Annotated in this window: 19 protein-coding genes and 2 pseudogenes; 6 read left to right on the plus strand and 15 right to left on the minus strand. The window is 70.6% G+C overall.

Features of this window, described 5'->3' with window-relative positions:
• The 3 genes and pseudogenes from DMC18_RS04075 to crcB form a co-directional block, all read right to left on the minus strand.
• Positions 1-694: pseudogene (locus tag DMC18_RS04075) on the minus strand (hypothetical protein); the annotation flags it as partial.
• Positions 691-1,680: an RluA family pseudouridine synthase gene (locus DMC18_RS04080; RefSeq protein WP_110118191.1), complete on the minus strand. Its 990-nt coding sequence runs from the start codon at positions 1,678-1,680 to the stop codon at positions 691-693. The gene DMC18_RS04080 and the pseudogene DMC18_RS04075, both read right to left, overlap by 4 nt.
• A complete protein-coding gene (gene crcB / locus DMC18_RS04085) occupies positions 1,677-2,060 on the minus strand; it encodes a fluoride efflux transporter CrcB (protein WP_110118190.1) in 384 nt (127 codons plus the stop codon). The genes DMC18_RS04080 and crcB overlap by 4 nt, the downstream gene beginning before the upstream one ends.
• Positions 2,061-2,173: 113 nt before the next feature.
• On the opposite strand from crcB, the gene DMC18_RS04090 reads away from it, so the two are divergent.
• Together DMC18_RS04090 and DMC18_RS04095 are read left to right on the plus strand one after the other, a co-directional pair.
• Positions 2,174-3,349, plus strand: a complete 1,176-nt coding sequence (locus tag DMC18_RS04090) for an energy transducer TonB (RefSeq protein WP_110132714.1) — start codon at positions 2,174-2,176, stop codon at positions 3,347-3,349.
• A 137-nt stretch (positions 3,350-3,486) separates the two neighbouring features.
• Positions 3,487-4,719, plus strand: coding sequence for a hypothetical protein (locus DMC18_RS04095; protein ID WP_110118188.1), 1,233 nt, complete (start codon positions 3,487-3,489; stop codon positions 4,717-4,719).
• 128 nt (positions 4,720-4,847) lie between these two features.
• On the opposite strand, the gene DMC18_RS04100 is transcribed toward DMC18_RS04095, so the two are convergent.
• From DMC18_RS04100 to DMC18_RS04150, 12 genes are all read right to left on the minus strand, one after another.
• Positions 4,848-5,354, minus strand: coding sequence for a hypothetical protein (locus DMC18_RS04100; protein ID WP_110118187.1), 507 nt, complete (start codon positions 5,352-5,354; stop codon positions 4,848-4,850).
• Positions 5,355-5,392: 38 nt separating this feature from the next.
• Positions 5,393-6,199 (minus strand): RluA family pseudouridine synthase, encoded by an 807-nt coding sequence (locus DMC18_RS04105; protein ID WP_110118186.1) that lies wholly within the window; start codon positions 6,197-6,199, stop codon positions 5,393-5,395.
• The gene (locus tag DMC18_RS27135) at positions 6,192-6,323 is read right to left on the minus strand and encodes a hypothetical protein (RefSeq protein ID WP_255580256.1); all 132 of its coding nucleotides are present in this window, start codon (positions 6,321-6,323) and stop codon (positions 6,192-6,194) included. Before DMC18_RS27135 ends, DMC18_RS04105 begins: the two co-directional genes overlap by 8 nt.
• Positions 6,320-6,547, minus strand: a complete 228-nt coding sequence (locus DMC18_RS04110) for a hypothetical protein (RefSeq protein ID WP_110118185.1) — start codon at positions 6,545-6,547, stop codon at positions 6,320-6,322. The genes DMC18_RS27135 and DMC18_RS04110 overlap by 4 nt, the downstream gene beginning before the upstream one ends.
• Positions 6,548-6,619: 72 nt before the next feature.
• Positions 6,620-7,921 (minus strand): replication-associated recombination protein A, encoded by a 1,302-nt coding sequence (locus tag DMC18_RS04115; RefSeq protein WP_110118184.1) that lies wholly within the window; start codon positions 7,919-7,921, stop codon positions 6,620-6,622.
• A 69-nt stretch (positions 7,922-7,990) separates the two neighbouring features.
• Positions 7,991-9,421, minus strand: coding sequence for a Do family serine endopeptidase (locus DMC18_RS04120; protein WP_370443982.1), 1,431 nt, complete (start codon positions 9,419-9,421; stop codon positions 7,991-7,993).
• A 101-nt stretch (positions 9,422-9,522) separates the two neighbouring features.
• The gene (locus DMC18_RS04125; protein WP_110118182.1) at positions 9,523-10,788 is read right to left on the minus strand and encodes a TCR/Tet family MFS transporter; all 1,266 of its coding nucleotides are present in this window, start codon (positions 10,786-10,788) and stop codon (positions 9,523-9,525) included.
• Between the two features lie 123 nt (positions 10,789-10,911).
• Positions 10,912-11,385 (minus strand): SRPBCC domain-containing protein, encoded by a 474-nt coding sequence (locus DMC18_RS04130; RefSeq protein WP_110118181.1) that lies wholly within the window; start codon positions 11,383-11,385, stop codon positions 10,912-10,914.
• Positions 11,382-11,702, minus strand: coding sequence for a helix-turn-helix transcriptional regulator (locus DMC18_RS04135; protein ID WP_110132715.1), 321 nt, complete (start codon positions 11,700-11,702; stop codon positions 11,382-11,384). The genes DMC18_RS04130 and DMC18_RS04135 overlap by 4 nt, the downstream gene beginning before the upstream one ends.
• Positions 11,699-12,040 carry an MmcQ/YjbR family DNA-binding protein gene (locus tag DMC18_RS04140; RefSeq protein ID WP_110119933.1) on the minus strand — a complete coding sequence of 114 codons (342 nt, stop codon included), beginning with the start codon at positions 12,038-12,040 and terminating at the stop codon, positions 11,699-11,701. Before DMC18_RS04140 ends, DMC18_RS04135 begins: the two co-directional genes overlap by 4 nt.
• On the minus strand, positions 12,037-12,480 hold the full coding sequence (locus DMC18_RS04145) for a VOC family protein (protein ID WP_110119932.1): 444 nt from the start codon (positions 12,478-12,480) through the stop codon (positions 12,037-12,039). Before DMC18_RS04145 ends, DMC18_RS04140 begins: the two co-directional genes overlap by 4 nt.
• 99 nt (positions 12,481-12,579) lie before the next feature.
• The gene (locus tag DMC18_RS04150; protein WP_110119931.1) at positions 12,580-13,839 is read right to left on the minus strand and encodes an ectonucleotide pyrophosphatase/phosphodiesterase; all 1,260 of its coding nucleotides are present in this window, start codon (positions 13,837-13,839) and stop codon (positions 12,580-12,582) included.
• 161 nt (positions 13,840-14,000) lie between these two features.
• Here DMC18_RS04150 and DMC18_RS04155 point away from each other — a divergent pair, with 161 nt between their 5' ends.
• The 4 genes and pseudogenes from DMC18_RS04155 to DMC18_RS04170 all read left to right on the plus strand — a co-directional run.
• Positions 14,001-14,903, plus strand: a complete 903-nt coding sequence (locus DMC18_RS04155) for an ABC transporter ATP-binding protein (protein ID WP_110119930.1) — start codon at positions 14,001-14,003, stop codon at positions 14,901-14,903.
• Entirely contained in the window at positions 14,893-15,699 is an 807-nt protein-coding gene (locus DMC18_RS04160) for an ABC transporter permease subunit (RefSeq protein WP_110119929.1), read from the plus strand. Before DMC18_RS04155 ends, DMC18_RS04160 begins: the two co-directional genes overlap by 11 nt.
• Positions 15,696-16,349: a hypothetical protein gene (locus DMC18_RS04165; protein WP_110119928.1), complete on the plus strand. Its 654-nt coding sequence runs from the start codon at positions 15,696-15,698 to the stop codon at positions 16,347-16,349. The genes DMC18_RS04160 and DMC18_RS04165 overlap by 4 nt, the downstream gene beginning before the upstream one ends.
• Positions 16,327-16,506: pseudogene (locus tag DMC18_RS04170) on the plus strand (hypothetical protein); the annotation flags it as partial. The gene DMC18_RS04165 and the pseudogene DMC18_RS04170, both read left to right, overlap by 23 nt.

The raw sequence follows: 16,506 nt of genomic DNA on the forward strand, positions 1-16,506 counted from the left end.
CCGCCTGGGCGTGGGCCAGGCCCTCGGCTCTGTCGCCCAGCTCCGCGGCGGCGTGGGCGGCGGTCAGCAGCAGGTGGATGTCGCCCGGATGGCGGCGCAGGCCGCCGCGCAGCGTGTCGAGCGCCTGCGGCAGCTTGCCCGCGAACTCCTCGACCAGGGCCTGGACGTGCAGCAGGCGCGGGTCGGACTGCCCGCTCAGCACGGCCTTCAGCGGCGCGAGCGCGTGGTCGAGATCGGCGGTGCGCATCCAGCGCAGCTGGGCCAGATCGCGATGGGCGTCGACGAAGGCGGCGCGGCGAGCGATCGCGCCCTGGAAAGCGGCCTCGGCCTCGTCGTAGCGGTGCTGAAACTGGATGGCGCGGGCCAGGACCAGCCAGGCCTCCGGCGCGTCGAGGCCCAGGGCCATGGCCTTGCGCACGGCGGCTTCGGCTTCGGCTTGACGGCCAAGATCACCGTTGGTGGCGGCCAGATTGTACCAGGCCAGCCGGTCCTGCGGCGCGGCGCGGGCGGCGCGCTCGTTGAACGGCAGAGCCTGGGCATGACGCCCCAGGCCCTTGAGCGCGGCGGCGTGGACGATCAGCAGGCCCGGCATGGCGGTGGCGCGCGCGGCGCCCTCCGCCGTCAGGGCGGCGGCCTGGTCGGCCCGGCCTCGGCCCAGGAGATCCCAGGCCTGCTGAACGAGGTTTTGGTTCATCGCCGCTTGGTTTGGCGCCGGGCGAAGGGGTTCTGCTCGGCCTCGTCCTCGGAGAAGCCGAACTTTGCGAAGCCGGCCTGCATCTCGGGGCTGAGCGGGGCCTCGATGTGCAGCATGCCGGCGCTGGGGTGCGGCAGCAGGATCGAGCGGGCGTGCAGTTGCAGCTTCAGCCCTTCCGACAGCTGGGCCGACTTCTCGTCGCCGTACTTGGGATCGCCCAGGATCGGGTGGCCGATGGCCTTCATGTGGGCGCGCAACTGGTGCGTGCGGCCGGTGTGCGGGCGCAGGGCCATGAAGCTGACGCGCGGGCCGGCGCGGCTGATGGTGACGAACTCGGTCTCGGCCGGCGAGGCGTCCTTGTCCTTGGGATCGGCGGGCACGACGATCTCGCGGTCGTTGACGCCGCGCTTGGCCAGGTGCAGCTCGATCACACCCTCGGTCGGGTGCGGATTGCCCACGACGATGGCCCAATAGGTCTTCTGGGCCTTGCGCTTGGCGAAGGCGCCCGACAGGCGCGCGGCGGCGCTGGGGGTCTTGCCCAGCAGCAGCACGCCGGAGGTGTCGCGGTCGAGGCGGTGCACCAGGCGCGGGCGATTGACGCCCTCGCCCCAGGCGCTGAGCAGCTTGTCGATATGCTTAGTGGTCTTGGTGCCGCCCTGCACGGCCAGGCCGGCGGGCTTGTTCAGCGCCAGGACGTCCTCGTCCTCGTAGAGCACCAGCGAGCGGGCGTAGGCGATGTCGCGCGCCGACAGCTTGCCCTTGTCGGCGGGGTCGGGCGCGTCGGGCAGCGGCGGCACGCGGATCTGGCTGCCGGCGGCCAGCTTGGTGTCGGCCTTGGCGCGCGAGCCGTCGACCCGGACCTGGCCCGAGCGGAACAGCTTGTTGAGCTGGACGTGGTTCAGGTGCGGCCAGCGGCGCTTGAACCAGCGGTCGAGGCGGACCCCGTCCTCGCCCCCATCGACGTAGATGGTGCGAACTTCTTTCATGCGAACATCCTGCGGGCGAGATAAAGGCCCGCGAAAAGGGCCGTCACGGCGAACACGACGCTGACGGCGGTATAGGTGAAGGCCGAGCCGTAGGCGCGCTTCTCGATCATGAGCGCGGTCTCCAGCGAGAAGGCCGAAAAGGTGGTGAAGCCCCCGAGGACGCCGGTTCCCAGCAGCACCCGGAAGGTTTCCTGCTGGCCGGCCGAGCGGAAAGCCAGCCAGCCGGTCAGCATGCCCATCAGGAAACCGCCGACCAGGTTCACGGTCAGGGTGCCCCAGGGCCAGCCCGGTCCGATCCAGCGCAGCGCGGCCGTTCCCACGAGATAGCGGGCGACGGAGCCGGCGGCGCCGCCCACGGCGACGAGAAGCACCTTGGTCATGGGCCCCTTATGCGCCGAGCGGCCCTGAACGCCAAGCTGGGAACGCCAATGGCCGCTTGACCTTGGCCACGGCCCCCGCATAGCGTCGCCGCAAAGACTCTCGCGGAGATAGCATGCGCAGCCTGCTCACCCTGGCCTTGATGCTCGCCGCCTCCGCCGCATCGGCCGCCCCGGACCTTCCGCGCCCCCCGAACGCAGGACCTCCGCCGCCTCCCCTGCCCATGCGGCCGCCGCTGCCCACCGTGCGCAGCGAAGCCGTTACCCGGATCGTGCAGTATGGTCCGCCGCCGGGCGTGGCCCACTGCGGGGGTCGCAATGTCGGCGTCGCGCGCAACGCGCCCTTCGCGCCCGAGGTGAGCGTGGCCTATCTGCCCGTGGGATCGGCGCCGGACACGCCGGGACGCGGCGACCGCAACCTCAGCGCCGTGACCTTCGGCATCGACGCCAAGGGGGCGCCGATCGACGTGCGGCGCGCCGACGATGCGCCGGCCTCCGAGGACATGCTGGCCGCCCTCGCCCGCTGGCGCTTCATGGCCGGCGCGCCGGCCAGCGATTGCCGCGTCGAGGTCTCGCAGACCTACACGCCGCTGACCAAGGCGCCGACGGCGCTGCTGCTCGAGGTCGTAGCCCTGCGCAAGCGCGAGGCCCTGACGCCGGTACGCAGCGCGATCTCGGCGCGCGGCGACTGCGGCCGCTCGCCCCGCCGCATCCCGGCCATCACCAGCTATCCGGACCTGCGCTCGTTCACCGGCCGCGACTTTTCCGCGCCGTGGGCCGGCGTGCTCTACGACATCGACGCCGAGGGCGAGGTCCAGAACGTCCGCATCGCGACCCAGGGCGGCGATCCGGTGCTGGCCGACCTGGCCGCCGCCTCGATCGCGGACTCCCGGTTCCATTCCGGAAAGGCGGTGAAGGGCTGCTACGCCGTGTTCTCGGTTCGCCCGGAAACCGTCGAGGCCACAGCCAAGGCCTACCCGAAACCCCCATCGCCGTCGAAGGAGCGTGACTGTTCGGACGTCAAGGCCGCGGCCCTGAACCTGTCGATCCAGCGAAGCTATCCGAGCGCCTTCGCGCGCCAAGCCGTCGAGGGCTGGGCGCTCATCGAGTTCGACATTCGGGCCGACGGCCGCATCACCCCCGTGAACATCGTCGCCGCCCAGCCGAGCGCGGCGTTCGGAACGGCCGCCCGCAACATGCTGGCGAGCGCTCGGCCGGACACCTCGGTCTGGGACCGCAAGGGGTGCCTGATCCCCGTCACCTTCGCGATGAACGCCGTCACCGAGGATTAACGTCTTCGCGACAGGGCGAGGCCTTGCCTGGCAAGGCTTTGAAGACAAGGTAAAGACGACCTAAACCCTGTTCCTGCACCGGAGGTTAAGGGCGAGGAGGTCAACCTCTGATCTCCTCCCGCGAATCCCACGGTCCGATGCCCGCCTCCCTGCCTCCCAAGGACGACACGACCGAACGCCTGGCCCTGCCGCCGGCGATGCTGAACCGTCTGGCCAGTTCCGACCTGATCGGTCGCGGCTCGGTCAACGTGATCAGCATCAAGGCCATCCGCCGCTGGGCGGGCGACTGGTGGGAGCACAAGCGCACCGACGTCTGGACCTATGTCGAGCGCAAGCTGAACGAACATCTCGATCGCGCCGACCTGCGGGGGCGGGTCAGCGAGGACGACTTCCTGATCGCCACCCACAACGACCAGGGCCTGTCGGCCCAGGCCGCCAGCATCCGCATCCTCGAGGACGTGCTGACCCACCTGCTGGGCGCGGCCGAGCTGCGCGACATCGGCGTGCGCTCGGTGATCGGGGTCGAGGCCGGCGGCGTCGTCTGTCGCACCATCGATCCGTCCGTCGTGCTGGCCGCCCGCGCACGCCGCGACTCCGAACGCTCGCCGTTCCGCACGGACATGGACGTCAGCGACGAGATGCGCCGCACGCCCGTGGCCTTCACCACCAGCGGCGGCGCGGCCCTGCGGGTCGATTTCGCGCTGGAGCACGTGATCGGCCTGCGCCGCAACGTCACCACCGCCATCCGCGTCGAGCCGATCGTCACCCACCTGGGCACCGGCCGCTCGATCAGCGGGCGGGCGATCACCAAGCTGGCCGACAAGGACATCGCCTTCATCGACGAGGCGACGCTGCGCTACGGCGCGGCCTTCGCCAAGGCCGCCCAAGGCAACGAGCGTCCCGACCTCGTCCTGCCCGCCTCGTTCCGCACCCTGGGCACCCAGCGCGGCCGCGACCTGCTGACCGGCACCTCGGGCCTGTCGCTGGCCCTGCTGCGCGGCGGGGTGATGATCGAGCTGGTGGACGTCACCCGCGGCACGCCCGCCGGCCGCCTGCTGGAAGTGGTCGGCCTGCTGAAGGCCCTGACCCGCGGCGTCGTCGCCCGCGTGCCGCCGGACAAGGAAGCCTTCAAGCACCTGCGCGACGCCCGCCTGGCGGGGCTGACCCTGGACGCCTGCGACCTGAGCGGACCGGCCGAGAAGATCGCCGCCGACATCATGGCCTTCGGCCGCGAGGCCCGCGGCCTGGCGCCGATGGTGAGCCTGCAAGGCCTGCCGGCGGAAGGCTATTTCGCCGCCGCCGAGACCGCCGGCCTCAGCCACGCCTCGCTGCGGGCGGCTCACCCCTACGCGGCGCGCGTGGCGGCCTGATCACTACACCGTAAAACCCCCGCGAAAGCGGGGGCCCAGGTGTTTTGTCGTCGAGCGCCCGGCGTTTCAGAAAAAGCCTGGGTCCCCGCTTTCGCGGGGATTTTACGGATGAGAGGGCGGCGCCGTCCTCAGACCCGGCCCATGCCCTTGCCGATGGTGTTGACCACGCTCTGGGCGTCGTAGGCTTCGCCCGGCGGACGCGGACCCTTGCCGAACACGACTTCCAGCGTCGTGCTGAGCGCCGGGCCGGGGCCGAGGTTGAAGCTCGTTCCCAGACCCAGGCCGACGCCGGAGCGGCGGCCATAGCTGCCCGAACCGGCGCCGACCGAGAAGGTCGGACCGCCCCCGCCGCCCGTCGACTGGGTGATGCGGTCGGCGACGCGGAACCAGCTGTAGCCGTCGGCCAGGGCCAGCTCGGCCGCCCGCAGCAGGGCGTAGTCGGTCACCTGGCCGGCCGGCGCGCCGGGGCCGCCGCGGAAGGTCACGCGATAGCGCCCCTCCTCCATCTTGTACTGGGCGAAGCCGACGTCGGTGGCGGCGGCCTGCGGCCGGTAGACGGTGGGCTTGGCGGTGGCGCAGGCCCCCAGGACCAGGACGCTGGCGGCGAGGACGCAGACGAGGCGGGCGGACTTCATGGCGTTTCTCCCTTGCCTCTCAAACGGCTCGGCCAAGTTCAGCGTTCCGGGAGCGCCAAGTCCAGCCTTTCCAGCACCGCCTTCATATCGTCGGGGATCGGGGCCTCGATCCGTCGTTCGCCGCCTTCGGGGTGCGGGAACACCAGCCGCGCGGCGTGCAGCATAAGCCGAGGCACCGGCGCCCCGGCCAGCATCAGCGCACCGCCGTAGCGGCTGTCGCCGGCGATCGGCCGGCCGATCGAGGCCATGTGGACGCGCAGCTGGTGCATGCGGCCGGTGTCGGGGGAAAGCTCGACCAGCGCGGCCTGGGCGTTGGCGGCCAGGGTGCGATAGCGGCTGCGGGCGTTTTCCGCGTCCGGGTGATCGTCCTCGCAGACCCGCATATAGGCCTCGCGGCCGATGGACTCGCGGCGCAGGGCCTTGTCGATCTGGCCGCCGCGCGGCTCGGGCGCGCCGGGCGCGACGATGGCCAGATAGGTCTTGCGGAAGCGCTTGCCCATCAGGGCCTTGCCCAGGAAGGTCGCCGCCGGCTTGGTGCGGGCGGTGAGGATCACGCCGGAGGTGTCGCGGTCGAGGCGATGGATCAGGCGCGGGCGCGGCCGGTCACGGCGGGCCAGAGCCCACAGCAGGTCATCCAGCGTGTGGGCCTTGATGCGGCCGCCCTGGCTGGAGAGGCCGGCGGGCTTGTTGAGCACGAAGACGCTGTCGTCCTCGTGGATCACCAGCGAGCGCGTGAAGGCGATCTCGTCGGGCGTCAACTCGATCGGGCTGTCGGAGGCCTTGGGCTTGGGCGCTGCGGGCGGACGGCGGGGCGGACGCGGGGCGCCCGTCTGGGACTTACTCAGCGGAGTGCTTCTCTCGTTGCCGGGCTTCCAACTCGTTCAGCTCACGCTTGAGGAACAGAGCGTAGATGCCGACGGCGATGCCAATCGGTCCGAGTATGTAGATCATGGCCTCGAGCGGCGTCATGACTTTTCTCCGTGTGGAGCAGCATACCACGCCAGTAGGTGAAACACGATCGCGAGCCCTATGCCCACATAGCTGGCGGTCTTGAAACCAGCGCCCTTGATGTAGGGGTCGATGAAGGACGCCCCCATGATTGCGTAGCCGTAGGTCGTCACATTCGTGGTGAAGAGCTTGAGGCGGACTTTCAGGTCAGCGCTGCGCTTTTCTGGATCGACAGCTCCAGCCACCTTCGCCCTCCATCGTCGCCAGCGCGAACAAATGAAGAACAATTTTAGCGCGAACGCAAGCCCGAACTCGCCCTACTTACCGCCTCGGCGCAGTTGGCTCCAGTGGTCGAGGCGGTCCTTGACCTTGGCCTCGGCGCCGATCGGCTTGGGCTCGTAGAACTTCGGGCGGGCCATGCCGTCGGGGAAGTAGTTCTGGCCCGAGACTCCGCCCTCGACGTCGTGGTCGTAGGCGTAGCCGTCGCCATAGCCGAGGGTCTTCATCAGCTTGGTGGGGGCGTTGAGGATGTGGGAGGGCGGCATGAGGCTGCCGGTCGCCTTGGCCGCGCGGCGGGCGGCCTTGTAGGCGTTGTAGACGGCGTTGGACTTGGGCGCGCTGGCCATGTGGACCACGGCCTGGGCCAGGGCCAGCTCGCCTTCCGGCGAACCGAGGAAGTCGTAGGCGTCTTTCGCCGCGGTGGTCAGAAGCAAGCTGAGCGGGTCGGCCGCGCCGATGTCTTCCGAGGCCATGCGCACCAGGCGGCGGGCGATGAACAGCGGGTCTTCCCCGCCCTCCAGCATCCGCGCCAGCCAGTAGAGGGCCGCGTCCGGATCGCTGCCGCGCACCGACTTATGCAGGGCCGAGATCAGGTTGTAGTGCTCCTCCCGGTCCTTGTCGTAGGCCGGGCGGCGCTTCTGGAGCAGTTGGCCCAGCTGCGTCGGGTTCAGCGGCGTGTCCGTGCCGATCGACAGCAGGGTCTCGGTCAGGGTCAGCAGGTAGCGGCCGTCGCCGTCGGCCATGGCGATCAGCACCTGCCGAGCCTCGGCGTCGACCGGCAGCTTGCGGTTCTCGGCGGTCTCGGCCTTGGCGAGCAGGCTTTCCAGCGCCGTCTCGTCCAGGCGCTTGAGCACGAACACCTGGGCCCGCGACAGCAGAGCGCCATTGAGTTCGAACGAGGGGTTCTCGGTCGTCGCGCCGACCAGGGTGACGATCCCCTCCTCCACGAAGGGCAGGAAACCGTCCTGCTGGGCGCGGTTGAAGCGGTGGATCTCGTCGACGAACAGCAGCGTCGATTGGCCGGCCTGGCGGCGCATGCGAGCCTGCTCGAAGGCCTTCTTCAGGTCGGCGACGCCGGAGAAGACGGCCGAGATCTGCATGAACTCATAGCCGCCGGCCTTGGCCAGCAGGCGGGCGATGGTGGTCTTGCCGGTGCCGGGCGGGCCCCAGAGGATCATCGAGGCCAGGCGGTGAGCCGCCGCCATCCGGCCGATCGGGCCGTCAGGACCGAGCAGGTGCTCCTGGCCCACCACCTCTTCGAGGCTCTGGGGACGCAGGCGGTCGGCCAGCGGCGCGGGCGCGTGGGGCGCGATGCCGGCGGCTTGGAAGAGATCGGACATGGGAAGAGGTTTAGGAGGTTCCGCGGTCAGCGGAAACCCTCTCCCCGAAGGGAGAGGGTCGCGGCCGGATCAGGTGCGGAAGCGGGCCGAGATGCGCTGGCCGCCCCGCTCGATGACGACGGTCCAGGTGGCCGTCTCGTTGCGGATCGCTGCGGCCAGATCGGCGGTGGTGTTGACGGCCTTGCCGTTGACCTCGCGCACGAAGTCGCCGGGACGCAAGCCGGCGTTCAGCGCGAAGCCCTGGCCGACCTTGGTGACCAGCACGCCCTTGCCGGAGAAGGCGTCGGCGCCGACGTCCTGAGCGGCGGCCGGCGACAGGTTCATCACCGTCGCGCCTTCGAAGGGGTTGCGGCCCGTCAGGGTGCGCTCGTCCTTGGCCGGGATCTCGGGCGCGGCCTCGGCGCGGACGGTCAGGGTCTGCTCGCGGTCGCCGCGGCGGACGACCACCGGCACGCGGTCGCCGATCTTGTGGGTGCCGATGGCGAAGGCGCCGCCGCCCTCGTCGTTCACCGGCTGGCCGTCGATCGACAGGATGACGTCGCCTTCCTTGACGCCGCCCCTGTCGGCCGAGGCGCCGGGATAGACGTCGGAGATCAGCACGCCGCGCGGGGTGGACATGCCCAGGCCCTTGGCGATCTCGCCGGTGACCGGCTGGCCGCGCACGCCCAGCCACGGCCGCACGACGCTGTGGGCGCCGCCGAGCGCGGTCGAGACCACCTGACGCACCACGGCCGCCGGGATGGCGAAGCCCACGCCGCTGGACGAGCCCGAGCGCGAGATGATGAAGGTGTTCACCCCGATCAGGTCGCCGTCCATGTCGACCAGCGGGCCGCCCGAGTTGCCGGGATTGATGGCCGCGTCGGTCTGGATGTAGCTGCCGAACTCGGCCGCGCCGACATCGGTGCGGGCCAGGGCCGAGACGATGCCGTTGGTGACGGTCTGGCCGACGCCGAACGGGTTGCCCATGGCCAGCACCAGGTCGCCGACCTCGAGCTGCTCCTGGTCGTCGATGGCGATGGTCGGCAGGCGCTCGCCCTTGGTGTCGATCTTCAGGACGGCGAGGTCCGAGCGCGGGTCGTCGAGCAGCACCGTGGCCGGGAACTCGCGCCGGTCGGCGAGCTGCACGGTGATGTCGCTCATGTTCTCGATGTTGTGGTGGTTGGTGATGATCACCCCGTCGGCGCGGACGATGGCGCCCGAACCGAGCGAGCCCTGCACCTGCGAGCGGGGCGCGCCGCCGCGGCCGCCCATGAAGAAGTCCCAGAACGGATCGGCCTGCTGGCGCACGACGCGGCGGCTGGCGACGTTGACGATGGCCGGGGCCGTCTTCTTCACCACCGGGGCGAAGGAGGCCTTCATCGACACCGGATCGGTCGGCGACTTGCGGGTCGGCTGGGCGAGGTCGGGGATGGACTGGGCCTGGCTGCGCGAGGCCGGATCCGAGCAGGCGGCCAGCAGGGCCAGGGTCGGGATCAGGACGCGAAGGGCGGGCTTGGACAAGTCGGTGACTCCGTCAGTCTTCAGGACGCGACCGCCCGAAAGGCGAGCGGACGCGTTTGTTCGCCCCTAAACAGCGAAGGTTTCGGGCGCATTCAAGGCCTTCAGCGCACGGGATCAAGGCCAGGTTCCCCGACCGCCAGCGGACGGGCGCGGCGCGTGCGCAGGATCACGGCCAGGCCGCCCAGGGCCAGCAGGCCGGCGATGACCAGCGGCAGGCCCGGCAGGCGCAGGGTCTGCTCGTGGCGCACGGCGAAGGCCAGGGTGAGGCCGTAGAGCACCGGCCCGACGATGGCGGTCAGGCCCATGATGGCCGAGTTGGCGCCCTGCAGCTGGCCCTGCTCGCTGGGGCCGACGCGCTTGGTCATCATGCCCATCAGGCCAGGCTGGATCAGGGCCGAGAAGGCGCTGACGGCCAGGCCCGAGGCAAAGATCCAGCCGGTGGGGGCGAAGGCGAAGATCCCGAACGAGACGACGAAGCAGACGAGGCCCGCGATCACCGCCCCGCGCTCCTTCAGGCGGTCGACGATCGGCCCGATCAGTACGGCCTGGACGATGACGCCCAGCACGCCCGACAGCATCATCAGGAGGCCGATCTGGGCGGTGTCCCAGCCGTAGCGATAGCCGGTGTAGAGCACGAAGATGCTGGGATAGGCGTTGTGGGCCAGCTGCATCAGGAAGCTGACCACGCCCAGTCGCGGCAGGTCGGGATGCGAACCCAGCAGCTTCAGCGAGCCGACGGGGTTGGCCTTGGTCCAGTCGAAGCGGGCCACGCGGCGCTCGGGCGGCAGGGACTCGGGCAGAACCAGCAGGCCATACAGCCAGTTCAGCAGCGCCATGCCGGCCGCCACCCAGAACGGCAGGTGCAGGTCGATCTTGCCCAGCACCCCGCCCAGGGCCGGACCGACGATGAAGCCCGCGCTCCAGGCCGCGCCGATCAGGCCGAAGGCCTTGGCGCGTCCCTTCTCCGGCGTGACGTCGGCGATATAGGCCCCGGCCGCCGAGAAGCTGGCCGCCGTGGCGCCGTGGATGATCCGGCCGAGGAACAGCCACCACAGGGTCGGGGCCAGGGCCATGAAGATGTAGTCGACGCCCAGGCCGAAGATCGAGATCAGGATCACCGGCCGGCGGCCGAAGCGGTCGGACAGCATGCCCAGGACCGGCGAGCAGACGAACTGCATCACGCCCCAGACCATGCCGAAGGCGGCGGTCCACTGGGCGGCGTCATCTGTGCGACCGCCGGCCATGGATTTCACCAGGCTGGGCAGGACGGGGATCATCAGGCCCAGCGACAGCACGTCCATCAGGGCGGTGACGAAGATGAAGCCCAGGGCCGCCTTGCGGGCCGGATGGGCGATGGGTTCGGACATGGGACCTCCCGAGGGGCGGGATTTTTGACCGCGTGGCGGATAGTCGGCAAGGGGAGAGACCCCGGTCTTCTCTCCGTAAAATCCCCGCGAAAGCGGGGATTTTACGGATGAATGAGAGAGGCTTTACGGAAGCAAGTGCGCGCTCAACCCCTCCAGCAGCCCCGTCCACCACTGGCCGTGGCGCAGCAGGAACAGCTGATCGGGGAAGCCGTGGCGGGCCACGTGCCCGGCGGGCACGGTCTCCCAGCCGCGGTGCTCGACGGTGACGCGGGTCTCTTCGCCGACGGGCTCGAAGCGGACCTCGACCTCGGTGTCCATGCCGGGGGCGAAGGCCGCCTGGCGCCAACCGAACACCAGCCGCTCGCCCGGCGTCCAGACGCGCACCTGGCCGACCTCGAAGGCCTTGCCGGAGGCCAGGCGCTCGACCAGACGCGCGCCCTCCCCTTCGCCGTCGAAGGCCAGCACGCCGGGCGAGCGCGGGGTGAACGAGAACAGCGGGTTGGGCCGCCACCAGGCGCCGATCTCGCCGACGAAGGCGGCGAACACCCGGGCCGGCGCGGCCTTGATGCGCAGGGCCACGAGGATGCGGGCGCTCACCCTTCCGCCTCCAGATGGGCCTTCAGAGCCAGGAGCTGGTCGCTCCACAGCGCCTCGGCGGCGGCGGCCCAGGCCTTGAGTTCGGCCATCGGCCCGGGCTTCAGGGCGTAGACCCTCACCCGGGCGTCGAACGGCGGATGGCTCTCCTCGACCAACTGCGCCTGCCGCAGCGTGCGCAGATGACGGCTCATGGCCGGGGGCGACAGGCCCAGGGCGTCGGCGAGCTCGCCGGCCCGGCGCGGACCGTCGGCCAGCAGCTCGACCGTGCGGCGGCGGTGCGGGTCGGCCAGGGCCGCCAGGGTGCGGTCGATGCTCATCGGCCAGCGTCCAGCTCGGCGACCAGCCCCTTGCCAGCCCTCAGCCGCCAGGCCTGCTCCAGGGCGCTTTTCAGGGTCGGTTCGTCGATCGCGTCGAGCACGACATTGGTCGCCCCCTTCAGACCCCAGCCGCCCTTCACCGGAACGAAGGCGGCGGGCTCGGCGGCGACCAGCATCGCCTGCAGGTCGGGCGTCAGCTGCACCATGCCGTGGCGGGCGTCGGGATAGCCGAGGGTGGCGAAGATCCGGCCGACGCGGAAGTCGGTCGTGCCCATGTGTTCGCCCTCGACCACGCCCGGCAGCGCCAGGGCCAATCGACGGAAGTCGTCTGGCGTCACGCCCAGCCCTGGATCTTCAGGCCGGTGGCGGCCTCGGCCTCCTCGCGGGTGACGGCCTGGACGGTCTGGCCGATGGTCCAGATGTGGCCTTCCGGGTCGCGGCAGCGATAGGTGCGGTCGCCGTAGAACTGGGTCTCCGGCTCTGCGAGGATCTCGGCCCCGGCGGCGCGGGCGCGCTGGCAGTGGGCGTCGACGTCCTCGTCGATATGGATGTGCACCGTCTGGGTGTTCTTGCCGCCGAGCGAGGCGGGGCTGGCGTGGTCGGCGCTCCACTCGTTGCCGACCATCACGTGGCTGTCGCCGAGCGTCATCTGCGAGTGGGCGAGATTGCCCTCGCCGTCCTCGATCAGCAGAACGAGCTCGAAGCCGAACGCGGCTTCCAGCCATTTCAGGGCGGCCTTGGGGTCCTTGTAGCAGAGGGCCGAGGTCAGGCGGGGCATGCGCGCCTCCTATTGCGTTGGGACGCAATATTTAACGCATAACGCAATTATCTGAGCAAGAGAAAAGGGCGAGCCTTCCGACCCGCCCTTGCCTTTCGATCAGCGCAGCGCGGCCTTCACCGGAGCCAGCTCGCCGTCGACCTTTTCCGGCTTCACGCCGATCACCCTGGCCAGCAGCGGATAGACGTCGACATTGTCGAACACCGGCAGGGTCTTGCCCGACTTGAACGACGGGCCGCGGGCGATGAACACCGCCTGCATCAGCGGGTCGGCGTTGTCGTAGCCGTGGGCCCCGCCGTCGCGCATCTCGCCGCCCTCGCCTTCGCGCTTCTTCTGCGAGGCGGCGGTGGTGATGTACCAGCCGGTCTGGGCCGAGCAGACGACCGGGCCGATGCGGCGGTTGGTTCCGTAGTGCAGGCGGGCCGGGATCTTGGCCTTCTCCCAGCAGCTCATGTGCGGGTGCGGCCTGACCAGGGCGGCGGTCACCGCGGCCTCCTCGCCGGCCTTGGGATAGATGCTGGCGATGGCGCCGAGGCCGACGTAGCGCAGCTTGGCGAGGTCGACGCTGTCGTCCAGCACCACGCGCTGGCTGGCCGGCAGCGGGGCCATGCCGTGGTCGGCGACGATGATCAGGTTGGTGCGGTCGTAGAGGCCGCGGGCCTTCAGCCCCTCGACCAGGCGGGCGATGGCGACATCGACGTCGGCAGAGGCCTTGCGGACCTCGGCCGAGTCCGGGCCGTACTTGTGGCCGGCGCTGTCGACGATGTCGAAATAGAGGGTGGCCAGGCCCAGCGGCGCGTCCTTGGTCTCGTCCAGCCACGACAACAGGGTGTCGACGCGGTCGTTGGACAGCTTCTTCTGGTCGAACACCGCCCACTTGGTGGGCCGCACCCCGGCGATCTCGGCTTCCGAGCCCGGCCAGAACATGGTGCCGGCGCGCACGCCCTGCTTCTCGGCCGTGGACCAGATCGGCGTGGCCATGCTCCACCAGCGGGTGTCGGTGACGGCGTCGTGGTTGGAGAGGGTGAAGGTGACGCCCGGGATCTCCGGGTCCTCCATGGTGTTGCTGACGATGCCGTTGTGGTCGGGGCGCATGCCGGTGACCAGGGCGTAGTGGTTGGGGAAGGTCAGCGACGGAAACGAGGGCCGCATGGCCGCCCGCACGCCGTCGTCGGCCAGGGCCTTCATGGCCGGGGTGTCGCCGCGATCGAGATAGTCGGCCCGGAAGCCGTCGATCGAGACCAGGATGGTCAGGGCGGGCTTGGGCGGCGGCGCCTGGGCCGCCTGGCGGGGCGCGGTGGCGCAGCCGGAGAGAACGATGATCGCCAGAAGTGCGGCGAAACGGGAAAGCACGGTCATGGCCAGGCCCTGAAGCGAAGACTTCCGCCCCTATAGAACAGCTTGGCGACAATTCGTATTGCTGGCGCCAAACAACTTGGCCGACCGGCGTTTCCGCGCCCATAGTCGCGCCAAGTTCATAAGGGAGAGTCGCCGATGCCGCCGAGCCGGGACCGCGCCGCATGAGTTTCGCGCTGGAGGCCGAGGGGCTGACCAAGACCTACGGCGCCGTGCGGGCGCTGGACGACCTGACCCTGAAGATTCCCGCCGGCGGCGTGTTCGGCGTGCTGGGTCCCAACGGCGCGGGCAAGAGCACCCTGTTCCGCATCGCCATGGGCCTGGTGCGGCCGACCTCGGGCGTCGCCCGGCTGTCGGGCGCGCCGGCCGGCCACGTCTCGTCGCTGCGCCAGGTGGGCGCGATGATCGAGACGCCGCGCTATCCGCCCTACCTGACCGCCCGCGACGCCCTGAAGATGCTGGCCCTGCAGAGCGGGGCCCAAGACGCCGACATCGGCGGCTGGCTGGAGCGCGTGGGGCTGAGCGACGCCGCCGACCGCAAGACCTCGACCTTCTCGGTGGGCATGAAGCAGCGGCTGGGCCTGGCGGCGGTGTTCTTCACCCGCCCCTCGCTGGCCATTCTCGACGAGCCGACCAGCGGCATGGACCCGGCCGGCATCCAGGAGATCCGCGAGCTGATCCGCCGCCTGGCGGCCGAGGAAGGCGCGACCATCATCCTGGCCAGCCACCAGCTGGACGAGGTGCGCCGCGTCTGCGACCGGGTGGCGATCCTGTCGAAGGGCAAACTGGTCGCCGAAGGACCGGTCGAGACCCTGGCCGGCCGCAAGCCCGCCCTGCGCCTGGTCGCCAGCCCCGTGGCCCAGGTGCTGGAGCTGCTGGGCGACCAGGGCCGCGCCGACGGACCCGACGCCGTGCTGGCCCAGATCGAGCGCAACGAGGCCCCAGCCCTGATCCGCGCCCTCGTCAACGCCGGCGTCGACATCCACGAGGCCCGCTGGCGCGAGGCCGACCTGGAGAGCGCCTATCTCGACATCCTGCAAGCCAAGGAGCCGGCCGATGCTCGTTGACGCCCTCGCCGCCGAGCGCTTCCGGCTTCTGAAGGACCGCGGCACGGTGTTCTGGGGCGTGCTGTTCGCCCCCATCGCCGGCCTGGTGCTGACCATCGGCGGCGAGCTTTTCGCCCGCCGGCTGATGAAGGGCGCGCCGCCCATCCCGGTCGACCTGGTGGGGCGGATGGTCAAGGCTCTGGCGGGCGGCGCCTCGCCGGTCATGGGGCTGTTCGTGCTGATCCTGTCGGCGGCCGTGCTGGCCGGCGACTATCGCTGGGAAACCTGGCGCCTGCTGACCCCGCGCAACGGCCGGGTCAACCTGCTGCTGGCCAAGCTGGCGACGGCGGCGATCGCGGTGGCGGTGAGCCTGGTGCTCTACGCCCTGGCGGCGGCCCTGGGCGGCCTGTTCAGCGCGGCGACCAGCGGCGGGGCCTTCGTGGCCTATCGCGGCGAGGCGCTGACCGATCTGGCCGGAACCTTCGCGATCAGCTGGCTGCAGCTGGTGGTGCTGGTCGCCCTGGCCGCCCTGGTGGGCGTGGCCACGCGCTCGACCATGGGCGCGCTGATCGTGGGCCTGGTGTTCGCCGCCGCCCAGTCGATGGTCGCTACCTGGATGCACGAGCCGAGCCTGAAGGCCCTGCTGCTGCCGGCCTTCTCGGGCGACCTGCTGAAGACGGCGCTGCTGCAGGACCGCAGCGTCGTCGACGAGCCCCTGCCCTGGGCCAAGGCCCTGGCCTTCCTGCTGGCCTGGGCGGTCGGCCTGTCGGCGGCGGCGCTGGCGCTCTTCCAGCGGCAGGACCTGACGCGGGAATGAGGCTGGCGCTTTCCCTGGCGATCGCCACGGCCGCGCTCATGGGCGGCCGGGCGGCGCTCGCCGCTCCATCGGCCGACTTCGTTCTCTCCGAGGCCCAACAGAAACAGGCGGCCGAGACAGCCAGACAGGAAGACGCCGCAAAGGCCGAGGCCGCGGGCCTGAGCGCGCCGCTGCCGCTGCTGCCCAAGGCGTGGCGGCCGGCTCCCTGTCGGCTGACCTCCGTAACCGACGTGGCGCTGTGCCGCCAGACGGCGCTCCGGGGACGTACCTGGAGCACCGTCGAGGTTCGCTACGTGCGCGGCGCGGCCAATTCCGGCTGGCGGCTGTTCGACGGGACCTACGAGACGGTCGCCGGCCGCTATCGCCTGGCGTCCGACGCCAAGGGCGAGCACCTGAGCCTCTGCTGGGAGCGAGACGCCCTGACCTGCGAAACGGTGCTGGGGCCGCGGATCGACCAGTACGGCGGCAATGACCGCTATATCGTCATCGCCCGTCGCGACCTGCCCGACGAGACGCCGCGCTTCTACTACGTGGAAGCGGCCAAGGACGGGCCGGGAACGGTGCACGGCCCGCTGACCGCCAGCGCCTTCACCCGCGAGAAGCTGACCCTGGCCCTGCCGGAGTTCGATGGGATCATCGTCAGCCGGTGAGCGGCCCCAGCGCTTCGGGCGCCCCCTCTCCCATAGGGAGAGGGCCGGAGTGAGGGGTTACGGCGCCTGACGGAGCGCCGGCACATCGTCCGACCTCGTAACCCCTCACCCTCCCACCGCTTCGCGGCGGGCCCCTCCCTCTCCCTCTGGGAGAGGT

Origin of the sequence: Caulobacter sp. D5 (genome assembly GCF_003185805.1) — a bacterium.
GTDB lineage: Bacteria > Pseudomonadota > Alphaproteobacteria > Caulobacterales > Caulobacteraceae > Caulobacter.